This is a genomic window from Mesorhizobium sp. M7A.F.Ca.US.002.01.1.1, assembly GCF_004022955.1.
In the GTDB taxonomy this organism is placed as follows: Bacteria; Pseudomonadota; Alphaproteobacteria; order Rhizobiales; family Rhizobiaceae; genus Mesorhizobium; species Mesorhizobium ciceri.
Map to the genome: position 1 here is coordinate 1 of NZ_RZQE01000133.1, position 12,825 is coordinate 12,825.

Below are 12,825 nucleotides of genomic sequence, written 5' to 3' on the forward strand. Positions count from 1 at the left end.
GCTCAAGGCGATGGCCGAGAAGGTGCGCGAGAATGCCGATTATGTCGGCGACAAGTTCGCCGAGGAAGCGCGAAAGATCCATTTCGGCGAGAGCGACCCGCGTGGCATCTATGGCGAGGCGACGCTGGACGAAGCCAAGAGCCTGGTCGAGGACGGCGTCGAGTTCATGCCGATCCCGGTGTTTCCGGACGACCGCAACTGAGTTCCGAGGGGGCTTTGCGCGACCCAGAAGCGATTGAGCCGCGACGCAGCATAAGAGCCGTCGTTGGCCGATTGGCCCGCTGGGGCGCCGTCAAGCTTAGCGGTACCCGAACGATCGACGGGTTGCTCATCATCAGCGACAAGGGCACCGACAAGATCGTCGAGGCGCTTCAGCTTATTCGTGATTTTGATCCAGTGCGCTACAGACGGCTGCTTGGTGACGTAAGACAGGTATTTGTCACAACCCTTCCTGCTTCCGTCGCGCAATGGGCAAACTCTTCCAAGGCATGCGAATTGGACGAGCGCCATATCATCAGCGAAGGGACGACGCCGGAATTGGTCGCTTCGATTATCGTCCATGAAGCCACCCACGCGCGGCTTATGCGATGTGGTATCGGCTACGAAGAGGCGCTGCGGGATCGCGTGGAGCAGGTCTGTCTGCGTCGAGAAATAGCCTTTGCGGCCAGATTGCCGACCGGAAAGGGCCGGAGCCAGCAAGCCGAAGCGACACTCGAGGCCATGCCGGACTTTTCCGACAAGGCGATGAGTGAGCGCTATCTCAGCGGTTTGCGGGATGCTCTGCTCTACCTCAACATGCCGACCCGGCTTGTCGACCTCACCGTATCATACCGCCGCTGGAAACACCGGCGCCGGTTCTCGCGGCAGCCTACGAACTGACCCGGCTTAGCTCACGCTCCCGATCAATTTCTCAAGCAGCCGAGAGAGCGTCTCCCGTTCGGCCGGTGTCAGGCCGGAAAGAATCTCATGCTCGTTGGCAACATGGGCGGCAATAGCCTCATCGATCAACGCGAGACCCTTTTCGGTCAGCCGCACGACAATGCCGCGCCGATCGTTGGGGTGCGGCCCGCGCAGGATCAATCCGGACGTCTCGAGCCGGTCGAGCCGGTTGGTCATGGCGCCTGACGTCACCATCGTCGCTTCATAGAGGGCGGTCGGCGTCAGCGCGTAGGGTGATCCAGAGCGGCGCAGCGTTGCCAGCACGTCGAATTCCCCGGACTGCAATCCATAACGGGCAAACAACGGCGCCAGGCGCTCGCGGGCGATCAGCGAGGCGGCCTCGTTCAGCCGCCCGAGCACACCCATCGGCGAGACGTCCAGATCGGGTCGTTCCCGCTTCCATTGCTCGATCGCCCGTGCTGCCCTGTCCAACTGTCTCACCATCATTTATCTTGACGTTAAGAATCTTTCCGTTATCTTACTGCAAGATGCAATGCCGGCCAAGAGCCGCGCTACAGGATTCGGTCAATGAAGCTTCTCTGGGATTCGGCGCTCGGCCTGCTGGTCGTCACCGGCGGCCTGCTCGGCCTGACGCTGCCGTTAGGCAAGCTCGCCACGGCTGCCGGCGTGCCGGCCATGGTCTGGGCCTTCGTCATCTCGCTCGGCGCCGGCGGGGTCTTGCTGTGCATGCTCTTGGCTCGCGGCAAGCGGGTCCGGCTCACCGCGCACAAATTGCGCTATTTCTTCGTCACCGCCGCGGTGTCCTATGCTGTCCCCAATCTCCTGATGTTCTCGGCCATCCCGCATCTGGGCGCCGGCTACACCGGCATCATGTTCACGCTGTCGCCGGTCATCACGCTGGTGTTCTCGATCCTGCTGCGTGTCCGGCGCCCCAACATGCTGGGCATTGCCGGCATCGCCGTCGGCTTCATCGGCGCCGTCATGGTCGCGGTGACGCGCGGCGAGGCCGGCCAGCCGGCCGATTTGTTCTGGGTGACGATGGGGTTGCTCATCCCGGTCAGCCTTGCCGCCGGCAACATCTATCGCACGGTCGACTGGCCGGACGGTACCGGCCCGATCGAGCTTGCCGTCGGCAGCCATCTGGCGTCGGCGGCGATGCTGCTTGCCGGCATTCTCCTCCTGTTCGGCGGCGAAGCTTTCGTCCCACTCGGCGGCGTGCCGCTGGTCGTCGTCGCGCAGGTTGCGTCGGCATCGGCGATGTTCGCGTTCTTCTTCCGGCTGCAGGCGGTCGGCGGTCCGGTCTATCTCAGCCAGATCGGTTATGTGGCGGCGGCCGTCGGCCTGTTTGCCGGAACCCTCTTCCTCGGCGAGCACTATCAACTGCTGACCTGGGCAGGCGCGCTCATCATCACCGCCGGCGTGTTCATCACCACCAGGGCACAAAGCCAGAAGGCGTGAGCGGTCGCAGGGGATCCGAACTGCCTTCGCGCCTGGAGCCGATCTCACCTGAATTTGTATCCAGATCTGCTTTATCTTCTTGTTTGAGCGTGGTCTTTTCCGAGGACCTTTCCCTTTTTGGAATCGTGCTCTGGAGCAAGCCATGACCGAACCGAAGACATCCGAGGAGACTGCCGTCGATGTAGCTGATTTTCGCGCCGCGATGCGGCTGATCGTCGGCAATGTCAGCGTCATCACCGCCGGCACCGGCGAGGATCGCTCCGGTCTGGTGGTCATTTCGGTCGTCTCGCTGTCGGCCGAGCCGCCCAAGGTGATCGCCTGCGTCAACCGGTCATCGTCGACCTGGCCGGTGATCGAACGCTACCGGCATTTCGGCGTCAACTCGCTTGGCCCCCAGCATCAGCGCGTGGCCGAGCGGTTCTCCGGCTTCGGCGGCATCAAGGGCAAGGACCGCTATGAGGGCGCCGAATGGGTGACGCTCAAGACCGGAGCTTTGCTGCTTTCGGACGCGGTGGCCGCATTCGACTGCAGCCTCGATGAGATGATCGATCGCGGCACGCATTCCATCGTCATCGGTTCGGTCGAGGCCGTGCGCACGTCCGATGCCGGCCAGGCGCTGATCTACTGGCGCGGCGGCTACAGGCCGCTGAATTCTGAATAGATCAGACCGAGCCTTTTTCCGCCAGGACCATGTAGTTGACGTCCATGTCCTTCGACCGCGCCCAGCGGTCGGCCAGCGGATTGTAGGTGACGCCGGTGCGGTCGATGATGGTCAGGCCGGCGCCGGCAAGCGCCTTTTCGAGCTCTTCCGGGCGCACCAGCTTGCCGAACTGGTGGGTGCCGCGCGGCAGCCAGCGCAGCACATATTCGGCGCCGATGATGGCTAAGCCCAGCGCCTTCAGCGTGCGGTTGATGGTGGCCACGAACATGATGCCGCCGGGCCGCACCATCTCGCCGCATTTGGCGACGAACAGGTCGATGTCGGCGACATGCTCGACCACTTCCATGTTGAGGATGACGTCGAATTTCTCGCCGGCGTCGGCAAGGTCCTCGGCCGTCGTGGCGCGATAGTCGACGCTGACATTGCCTTCGGCGGCGTGCAGCTTGGCCACTTCGATGTTGGTTTCGGAGGCATCCGCGCCCACAACCTCGGCGCCAAGCCGCGCCATCGGCTCGCACAAAAGTCCGCCGCCGCAACCGATGTCGAGGATGCGCAGTCCCTCGAAAGGCCTTGCAGCGCGTGGGTCACGGCCGAAGCGCGTCGCTATCTGGTCGCGGATATAGGCCAGCCGGACCGGATTGAATTTGTGCAGGGGACGGAACTTGCCGTTCGGGTTCCACCATTCGGCGGCAAGGGCGGAAAAGCGTTCCACTTCTCCGGCATCGATCGTCGATCGTCGGGGCTCTGGCATAGGTTGGTCTCCTCGACACTACAGCGCCGCGCGTCCTCTTGGACGCGCAAAGGACGCTGTAGCACTTTAGATTCTGCGCATGATCCTTTCCGAAATCGACTTCGATTTCGGGGCCATGCGCTAGGAAGTCGGGCGTGAAGCCGCGAATGTCAAGGCAACAATTTTCCTCTGCCGGCAGGGAGCCGGATTCTGTCAGGGCATGTCAGCTGGAGTGCGCCGCGGTGAAACACAATTGGCCTGGCGGGCGAAGGAACACATCATCGTTTTGAACTCGAAGGAGGTGACGATGACAGCAATGACGGCTTCGATCCTCTGGCATCGGCTGGACGTGGAGGGGCATGATGCCTGTCTGCTTGCGCAGACCGATGGCGGGCACAGCCTCAAGGGACAAGCCATCTTCATCCAGGACGGCAAGCCGTGCTGCCTCGCCTACGGGGTGGATTGCGATGCCGGCTGGCACACACGGGCGGCGCTTGTCGAAGGCTTTCTCGGCACGCGCCAGCTGCATTATGCGATCGAACGCGATTTCAACGGCCAGTGGACGCTGAACGGCGAAGTCCAGCAGGGTGTCGACGGTCTTGTCGACGTCGATCTTGGCTTCACACCGGCATCGAACCTGGTGGCGATCCGCCGGTATGGCCTCGGGATCGGCGAAGCGTCGCCTGCCCCGGCGGCCTACCTGACTTTCCCTGAACTGAGGCTGGTGCGCCTCGATCAGACCTATCGGCGTCTCGACACGGTTCGCTATGCCTATGCCGCGCCGGTGTTCGGCTATGACGAAACCCTCAACGTCTCGCCGCACGGCTTCGTTGTCGACTATCCCGGCCTTTGGAGACGCGCGGCTGCGTCAGGCTGAAGCGATTGTGATCAGTCCGCTGCGACCTGCGTCGTGCCAAGCACGTCACGCAGTTTCGCTGCCAGTTGCTCGATGGTGAAGGGCTTGGCGAGGAAATGCACGTCGTGGTCGAGCACGCCGTTGTGGACCACGGCGTTCCTGGTGAAGCCGGTGGTGAAGATCACCTTCAGCAGCGGCATGCGGGCAACGGCCTCTTCCGCCAGCTTGCGGCCGTTCATGACGGGCATGACGATGTCGGTGAACAGCAGGGCGACCTTCGGGTTTTCCGCCAGTTTCTGCAACGCTTCCTCGCCGCTTGCGGCATCAATGACGGTGTATCCGAGTTCGCGTATGGCCTCGGTGGTGGAGACCCGCACGCGGGCATCATCCTCGACGACAAGGATCGTTTCGGCGACCGGTGCGGCGGAGTTGTCGCCGCGCCCGGTGGGCACGGCCGGCTCTTCGGCGCCGAAATACCGCGGCAAGTAGATCTTGATTGTCGTGCCTTCGCCGGGCTCGGAATAGATGTTGACGTGGCCGCCCGACTGTTTGACGAAGCCGAACACCTGGCTCAATCCAAGGCCGGTGCCCTTGTTGACCGGCTTGGTGGTGAAGAAGGGTTCGAAGGCCTTGGCCATGACATCGGGGGTCATGCCCGAACCGGTATCGCTGACGGCGATCATCACATACTGGCCGGCCGCGACTTCTGCATGGGCGGCGGCGTAGCTGTCGTCGAGATGGCTGTTGGCGGTCTCGATGGTCAGCTTGCCGTCATCGCCCATGGCGTCGCGGGCGTTGACGGCCAGGTTGAGAACGGCGTTCTCGATCTGGCTCGGGTCGGCATGGGTTTTCCACAAGCCTCCCGCCAGCACCGTTTCGATGCGGATGGTTTCGCCGAGTGCCCGCCGGATCAGGTCGGACATCCCGGTCAGCAGGCGGTTGGCGTCGACGATCTGCGGCGCCAGCGGCTGCTGACGCGAGAAGGCGAGCAGCCGGGCCGTCAGATTGGCGGCGCGGGTCGCGGCATCGATCGCCGCGTCGATGAATTGTGCGATGTCGTGCTCGCCGCGCGCCAGCTTGCGCTGGGCGAGGTTCATGGCGCTGATGATCACCGCCAGCATGTTGTTGAAGTCGTGGGCGATGCCGCCTGTAAGCTGGCCGACCGCCTCCATCTTGTGCATCTGGCGGATCTGGGATTCTGCCTTTTCACGTGTCTCGATCTCACTGCCGAGCGCGACGTTCTTGCGCACCAACTCCTCCTGGGCGACGACCACCTCAAGGAAGCGGCGGCGCGATTCCCTGATCGCGTAGCCGGCAAGCAGGAAGATCGCCAGCAGTGCCGCCACCGAACCGATGCGTAGCCAGGTCTCGACCTGGTCGGTATGCGCGTCGCGCGCGGCGACGGCTGCGGCGCTGATGCGTCGGACCGTATCCATGCTGGTTCGGATTTCGTCCATGACTGCCTTGCCCTGGCCGCTGCGAATCAGATCCAGCGCTTTCGTCGCATTGCCCTGGTCGTACAGGGCAATCGTCTCGGCCAGTTCAGCCTGCTTTTGCGAAAGCGCGTCCTTGATGTGGTTGATCGGCTGGACGAACTGGTCGTCGGGGGCGGTCAAGCTGTCGATACGGGCAAGTTGCCCCGGAATGGCGCCGACAGCGCTCCGATAGGGTTCGAGATAGGATTTCTCGCCGGTCAGCAGGTAGCCACGCTGGCCGTTCTCGGCTTCCTGTGCCAGAGAAAGCAGACCCGAAAGCAATTGCTGATATTCGATTGCCTCGCGCGCGGCGGCGCGGTTGGCCCGCTGTTCCTCGACCAGCATGGCACGGCTGCCGACAATAAGCGCCAGCACCGCAAAGCCTGCGACAAGCGGGAGCGATTGCCATCGCATGGCACGTCGAAACCGAGCAATCATCATCTGCTATGCCGAACCAAAAGAATTCCCCGCAGGCAGCATTTCGTAGGCGGCGCCGGGGCGGAAGGCAATATGCCGGCTTCTGGAGCCGGCAATTGGCCGCCAGCCTTGCGAAACCTTCGTCATTTGGCTAAGGAGGCCGCGCATTCAGCGGCCGGCGTCAGCCGGCCTTCCGCTTTTCGGGATTCCGGCTTTTGGCTGGGATCCGGCTTCAGGCAAAGGCATTTCGCTCCCATGGCGCGCATCGTGATGAAATTCGGCGGAACCTCCGTCGCCGACATCGCCCGCATCCGCAACGTGGCGCGTCACGTCAAACGCGAGGTCGACGCCGGCCATGAGGTGGCGGTGGTCGTTTCGGCGATGGCCGGGAAGACCAACGAACTGGTCGGCTGGACGCGTGAGGCCTCGCCGATGCATGACGCACGCGAATATGATGCGGTCGTCGCTTCCGGCGAGCAGGTCACGGCCGGCCTGCTGGCCATCACTTTGCAGAACATGGGCGTGCACGCCCGCTCCTGGCAGGGCTGGCAGATCCCGATCAAGACCGATAATGCGCATGGGGCGGCGCGCATCCTCGACATTGACGGTGCGTTCCTGATCAAGCGCTTCGGCGAGGGCCAGGTGGCGGTGATTGCCGGGTTCCAGGGCATCGGCCCGGACAATCGTATTGCCACGCTCGGCCGCGGCGGCTCCGACACCAGTGCTGTCGCCATCGCCGCGGCGGTCAAAGCCGATCGCTGTGACATCTACACCGATGTCGACGGGGTCTACACCACCGATCCACGCATCGAGCCCAAGGCGCGGCGGCTGGCCAAGATCTCGTTCGAGGAAATGCTTGAAATGGCCTCGCTCGGCGCCAAGGTTCTGCAGGTGCGTTCGGTCGAGCTTGCCATGGTGCACAGGGTGCGTACCTTCGTGCGGTCGTCCTTCGACGATCCCGATGCGCCCGGAATGGGGGATTTGCTCAATCCGCCCGGAACGCTCATTTGCGACGAGGAAGAGATCGTGGAACAGCAGGTCGTCACCGGAATTGCCTACGCCAAGGACGAAGCGCAGATTTCACTGCGCCGGGTCGGCGACCGGCCGGGCGTTGCCGCCGGCATCTTCGGGCCGCTGGCCGAGGCCAACATCAATGTCGACATGATCGTCCAGAACATTTCCGAGGACGGCAAGTTCACCGACATGACCTTTACCGTGCCGTCGGGCGATGTCGACAAGGCGCTGGCCGTGCTTGAACGCCTCAAGGCCTCGATCGGCTACGATGTCGTGCAGTCGGAAGCCGGCATGTCGAAGGTTTCGGTCATCGGCATCGGCATGAGGAGCCATGCCGGCGTTGCCGCCACCGCTTTCAAGGCGCTGGCCGACAAATCGATCAACATCCGCGCCATCACGACCTCGGAGATCAAGATTTCGATCCTGATCGACGGCCCGTATACGGAACTTGCGGTTCGTACTTTGCATTCCGTCTACGGTCTGGATAAGCAGTAGCGAGAACGATTTGAGTTGTTGCGTGTGCGCCGGTCGCGGTGGAAACTGCGGCGGGCAGAATGCCCATTGGAGAACAAGCCGCGATGCGTGATCAGGCCAGTGGCCCGCGCGTTTTGCTCAAACGGCTCCGCGAGCTCATGCAGGAGCCGCTGGAGCCGCAGGAGCGGCTTGACCGGATTGTGCGCGACATCGCCTCCAACATGGTCGCGGAAGTCTGCTCGCTCTATGTGCTGCGCGCCGATTCGGTGCTCGAACTCTACGCCACCGAAGGCCTGAACCCGAACGCCGTCCATTTGGCGCAGTTGCGGCTGGGCCAAGGCCTGGTCGGCACCATCGCCGCCAGCGCGCGGCCGCTCAACCTGTCCAATGCGCAGGAACACCCTGCCTTCGCTTACCTGCCGGAGACCGGGGAAGAGATCTACAACTCGTTCCTGGGCGTGCCGGTGTTGCGGGCAGGGCGCACGCTGGGCGTGCTGGTGGTGCAGAACAAGACCATGCGCCACTACCGCGACGACGAGGTCGAGGCGCTGGAGACCACGGCGATGGTGATCGCCGAGATGATCGCCACTGGCGATCTGGCGCGGCTGACCCGGCCCGGCCTCGAACTCGATCTGCGCCGTCCTGTCAGCTTCACCGGCCTGTCCTTCAATGAAGGCGTCGGGCTTGGCCATGTCGTGCTGCACGAGCCGCGCATCGTCGTCACCAATCTGTTCAACGAGGACAGCGAGGAAGAGGTTCGCCGGTTGGAGACCTCACTCAGCTCGCTCAGGTTGTCCATCGACGACATGCTGGAACGCCGCGACGTCGCCTTCGAGGGCGAGCATCGCCAGGTGCTGGAAGCCTATCGCATGTTCGCCAACGATCGCGGCTGGGTGCGCCGGCTGGAAGAGGCGATCCGCAACGGCCTGACGGCCGAAGCCGCGGTGGAAAAGGTGCAGAGCGACATGCGCGCCCGCATGCTGCACATGACCGATCCCTATCTGCGCGAGCGGATGAGCGATTTCGACGACCTCGCCAACCGCCTGCTACGCCAGCTGATGGGGCGCGGGCCGGAAGATGTCGCGGCATCGCTGCCTAAGGACGCCATCATCGTCGCCCGTTCGATGGGAGCTGCCGAACTGCTCGATTATCCCCGCGACAAGATGCGCGGGCTGGTGCTCGAGGACGGTGCAGCGACCAGCCACGTCGTCATCGTCGCCCGTGCCATGGGCATCCCCGTCGCCGGCCAGATGAAGGGCGCTGTTTCCATGGCGGAAAACGGCGATGCCATCATCGTCGACGGCGAGGAGGGCGTGATCCATTTGCGGCCGCAGCCCGATCTCGAGGCTGCTTATGCCGAAAAAGTGCGTTTCAGGGCGCGCCGGCAAGAGGTCTACCGCGAACTGCGCAAAAAGCCGTCGACGACCAGGGATGGTGTCCAGGTCGATTTGCTGATGAATGCCGGTCTTGCCGTCGACCTGCCGCAGCTTGCCGAAGCGGGTGCGGCCGGCATCGGTCTGTTCCGCACCGAATTGCAATTCATGGTCGCTTCCACCTTTCCCCGGGCCGAGGCCCAGGAAAAGCTCTACCGCGACGTGCTCGAAGCGGCGCGCGGCAAGCCCGTCACCTTCCGCACCATCGACATTGGCGGCGACAAGGTGCTGCCCTATTTCAAGGGCGCGATCCAGGAAGAGAACCCGGCGCTTGGCTGGCGGGCGATCCGCCTGACGCTCGACCGGCCGGGCCTGCTGCGCACCCAGATCCGCGCTTTGCTCAAGGCCAGCGGCGGCCGCGAATTGAAGCTGATGCTGCCGATGGTGACCGAGCTCGGCGAGATCACCCAGGCGCGCGAGATCATCGACCGCGAGGTGCGGCACTTGTCGCGCTTTGCCCATCATTTGCCGACCAGCCTGAAGCTGGGGGCGATGCTTGAAGTGCCGTCGCTGCTGTTCCAGCTCGACGAATTGATGAAGGCGGTCGATTTCGTCTCGGTCGGTTCGAACGATTTGTTCCAGTTCGTCATGGCCGTCGACCGCGGCAACACGCAACTGGCCAACCGCTTCGACACGCTGTCGGCACCCTTCTTGCGCGTCCTCAAGCAGATCGCCGATGCCGGCGTCCGCAATCACACGCCGGTGACGCTGTGCGGCGAACTCGCCGGCAAGCCGATCTCGGCGATGGCGTTGATCGGACTCGGTTTCCGCTCGATCTCGATGTCGCCGGCCTCGATCGGGCCGGTCAAGGCGATGCTGACGGAACTGCCGTTGGACGAGTTGAAGGCGTTTTTCGACGACAATCTGATGGCTCCGGCACAGGGCCTGCCGATGCGGGCGCTGCTGCAGGCCTTTGCCGACGACCGTTCGATCCCGTTATAGCAGCCTCATCATGGTCAATTTGCCCCGCGATCGTATGGATCAAGTCGTCAAGCGTTTCGAGATGCTCGAAGCGCAGATGTCGGCTGGCCCGGCCCCGGACGCCTATGTGCGTATGGCATCCGAATATGCCGAAATCCAGGACATGGTGGCCAAGGTCAGGGCGCTGCGCGCGGCCGAGCATGAACAGGCCGACCTCGAGGCCATGCTTGCCGACAAGGGCACTGACGCCGAGATGCGGGCGCTGGCCGAGGCCGAGCTGCCAGGGGTCGAGGACCGCATCGAGGCGCTGCAGAAGGACATTCAGATCCTGCTGTTGCCCAGGGATGCCGCCGACGACAAGAACGCCATTCTCGAAATCCGCGCCGGCACCGGCGGCGATGAGGCCGCGCTCTTCGCCGGCGACCTGTTTCGCATGTACGAACGCTACGCCGCCGAACGCGGCTGGCGTTTCGAGACCGCCTCGGCCAGTGATGGCGATGCCGGCGGCTACAAGGAAATCATCGCCACGGTGTCGGGCAAGGGCGTCTTTGCGCATCTGAAATTCGAATCCGGCGTGCACCGCGTGCAGCGCGTGCCGGCGACCGAGGCCAGCGGGCGCATCCACACGTCGGCGGCAACCGTCGCGGTGCTGCCCGAAGCCGAAGAGGTCGACATCGACATCAGGGCCGAAGATATCCGCATCGACACGATGCGCGCCTCGGGTTCGGGCGGCCAGCACGTCAACACCACCGATTCGGCGGTCCGCATCACCCATCTGCCGACCGGCATCATGGTCGTGCAGGCTGAGAAATCGCAGCACCAGAACCGCGCCAAGGCGATGCAGATCCTGCGCGCCCGCCTCTATGATCTCGAACGCGGCAAGGCTGACGAGGAGCGCTCCGAATCGCGCAAGTCACAGGTCGGCTCCGGTGACCGCTCGGAACGCATCCGCACCTATAATTTCCCGCAAGGGCGCGTCACCGACCATCGCATCAATTTGACGCTCTACAAGCTCGACCGGGTGATGATGGGCGAACTCGACGAGATCATCAACGCGCTGATCGCCGATCATCAGTCCAAGCTGCTCGCCGACATCGGCATCGATGACTGACCTGCCCAACGCGCTCGGGCCGCTGCTGCGGGAAGCGCGGGCTCGGCTCGGCAGCACCGTCGACGACCCGGCGCTCGATGCGAGGCTGATCGTCGAGCATTTTTCGGGCACGACGCGCACGCAAGCCATTGCGGACCCCGAACGCAGGGTCGGCGCCGGCGCTGTTGCCGAAATCGATGCCGCGTTGAGACGCCGCGCCGGCGGCGAACCTGTGCATCGCATCCTCGGCTATCGTGAATTCTACGGTTTGCGCCTGGCGCTGTCGCCGGAAACGCTGGAACCGCGGCCGGATACCGAAACGCTGGTCGAGGCGATATTGCCCTTCGTCAAGGCGGTTGCGACGCAGGAAGGCGAGTGTCGCATCCTCGATCTTGGCACCGGCACCGGCGCCATTGCGCTGGCGCTGCTCAGCGTCGTGCCGACGGCTAATGCCACCGGCGTCGATCTGTCCGCGGGTGCGCTGGCGACGGCGGCCCGCAATGCCGGGCAACTTGGCCTTGCGGGCCGGTTCACGGCGCTGCAGTCGGACTGGTTCGAAAAAGTTTCCGGCCGGTACCATGTAATTGTCGCAAACCCTCCCTATATATGTTCCGAAGACATTGGAAATCTGCAGGACGAAGTCCGCAATTTCGACCCGCGCCTAGCCCTGGATGGCGGCGCGGACGGTCTGAACCCCTACAGAACCATCGCTGCGGAAGCGGCAAGGTTTTTGGAAATTGAAGGCAGAATTGCGGTCGAGATCGGCCATACGCAACGCAACGAGGTCTGCGAGATATTCACTGCAGCCGGCTACGTGCCGGGCAGTGTTTTCCGTGACCTCGGTGGAAACGACAGGGTTATTGTCTTTGAAAGGATAAAGCCTTGACGCAGTGCAAAAAAGCGCTTGGCAATGCCGGGGAATGCGGCTAGGGTCGCCTTAACCGGATGAGACGAAGCAGGCAGTGCTCTTAGCGATTCGGTTTTCCTTGGAAATAGCTGCCTTCTTGCGCAAACGATGCCCAAGCTTCGTGCGGGAATCGTCCGGCAAGTGATGTAACCGGAACAGGATGACACGTGGCGCCAACGCAATCGATGCGGGCGAACGCCGGTGAAGAGACGAAACGGCTGGCTGCATGAGCGCCTCCGTTCGTGAAGAGTTTTTCGAAAATTTCAAAATGAAGAGAGTTTGATGAGGCCACAACAGCAGAACAGGCGCATGCGCGGTCGCAACAACAATGGCGGCGGCGGTGGTAACAATAACAACAATAACAACAACAACCGCAAGGGGCCTAATCCCCTGACGCGCAACTACGAGAGCAATGGCCCGGACGTGAAGATCCGCGGTTCGGCTCAGCAGATCGCCGAAAAATACGCCACCCTTGCCCGTGATTCACAC

13 protein-coding genes are annotated in these 12,825 nt (G+C 63.1%); 10 read left to right on the forward strand and 3 right to left on the reverse strand.

All coding sequences use genetic code 11. The features are described 5' to 3' along the window. Together EN932_RS15490 and EN932_RS15495 are read left to right on the forward strand one after the other, a co-directional pair. On the forward strand, positions 1–202 hold a 202-nt coding region (locus EN932_RS15490), incomplete at its 5' end, for a DUF1178 family protein (RefSeq protein WP_128368904.1). Between the two features lie 122 nt (positions 203–324). Further along, positions 325–879: a hypothetical protein gene (locus tag EN932_RS15495; RefSeq protein WP_164753528.1), complete on the forward strand. Its 555-nt coding sequence runs from the start codon at positions 325–327 to the stop codon at positions 877–879. Between the two features lie 6 nt (positions 880–885). Here the strand turns inward: EN932_RS15495 and EN932_RS15500 are convergent, their stop codons facing one another. After that, positions 886–1,371: a MarR family transcriptional regulator gene (locus EN932_RS15500; protein WP_013529453.1), complete on the reverse strand. Its 486-nt coding sequence runs from the start codon at positions 1,369–1,371 to the stop codon at positions 886–888. Between the two features lie 96 nt (positions 1,372–1,467). Here EN932_RS15500 and EN932_RS15505 point away from each other — a divergent pair, with 96 nt between their 5' ends. Together EN932_RS15505 and EN932_RS15510 are read left to right on the forward strand one after the other, a co-directional pair. After that, entirely contained in the window at positions 1,468–2,358 is an 891-nt protein-coding gene (locus EN932_RS15505; protein ID WP_127384729.1) for a DMT family transporter, read from the forward strand. 142 nt (positions 2,359–2,500) lie between these two features. After that, entirely contained in the window at positions 2,501–3,019 is a 519-nt protein-coding gene (locus EN932_RS15510; RefSeq protein WP_063173138.1) for a flavin reductase family protein, read from the forward strand. A gap of 1 nt (position 3,020) precedes the next feature. Here EN932_RS15510 and ubiG read toward each other — a convergent pair whose 3' ends face one another. Continuing rightward, the gene (gene ubiG, locus EN932_RS15515; RefSeq protein ID WP_013529456.1) at positions 3,021–3,770 is read right to left on the reverse strand and encodes a bifunctional 2-polyprenyl-6-hydroxyphenol methylase/3-demethylubiquinol 3-O-methyltransferase UbiG; all 750 of its coding nucleotides are present in this window, start codon (positions 3,768–3,770) and stop codon (positions 3,021–3,023) included. 286 nt (positions 3,771–4,056) lie between these two features. Between ubiG and EN932_RS15520 the strand changes: the two genes are divergently transcribed. After that, the gene (locus EN932_RS15520; protein ID WP_127369983.1) at positions 4,057–4,626 is read left to right on the forward strand and encodes a putative glycolipid-binding domain-containing protein; all 570 of its coding nucleotides are present in this window, start codon (positions 4,057–4,059) and stop codon (positions 4,624–4,626) included. Between the two features lie 11 nt (positions 4,627–4,637). On the opposite strand, the gene EN932_RS15525 is transcribed toward EN932_RS15520, so the two are convergent. Beyond that, the gene (locus EN932_RS15525) at positions 4,638–6,494 is read right to left on the reverse strand and encodes a CHASE3 domain-containing protein (protein WP_027163519.1); all 1,857 of its coding nucleotides are present in this window, start codon (positions 6,492–6,494) and stop codon (positions 4,638–4,640) included. A gap of 258 nt (positions 6,495–6,752) precedes the next feature. Here EN932_RS15525 and EN932_RS15530 point away from each other — a divergent pair, with 258 nt between their 5' ends. From EN932_RS15530 to EN932_RS15550, 5 genes are all read left to right on the forward strand, one after another. Next, on the forward strand, positions 6,753–8,006 hold the full coding sequence (locus EN932_RS15530; protein ID WP_013529459.1) for an aspartate kinase: 1,254 nt from the start codon (positions 6,753–6,755) through the stop codon (positions 8,004–8,006). Positions 8,007–8,089: 83 nt separating this feature from the next. After that, positions 8,090–10,360, forward strand: a complete 2,271-nt coding sequence (gene ptsP / locus EN932_RS15535) for a phosphoenolpyruvate--protein phosphotransferase (RefSeq protein ID WP_063169068.1) — start codon at positions 8,090–8,092, stop codon at positions 10,358–10,360. 10 nt (positions 10,361–10,370) lie between these two features. Beyond that, positions 10,371–11,450, forward strand: a complete 1,080-nt coding sequence (prfA, locus tag EN932_RS15540; RefSeq protein WP_127384728.1) for a peptide chain release factor 1 — start codon at positions 10,371–10,373, stop codon at positions 11,448–11,450. Next, positions 11,443–12,315 (forward strand): peptide chain release factor N(5)-glutamine methyltransferase, encoded by an 873-nt coding sequence (gene prmC, locus EN932_RS15545; RefSeq protein ID WP_127370352.1) that lies wholly within the window; start codon positions 11,443–11,445, stop codon positions 12,313–12,315. Before prfA ends, prmC begins: the two co-directional genes overlap by 8 nt. A 303-nt stretch (positions 12,316–12,618) precedes the next feature. After that, positions 12,619–12,825: DUF4167 domain-containing protein (locus tag EN932_RS15550; RefSeq protein ID WP_128368905.1), on the forward strand; the 207-nt coding region annotated here is incomplete at its 3' end.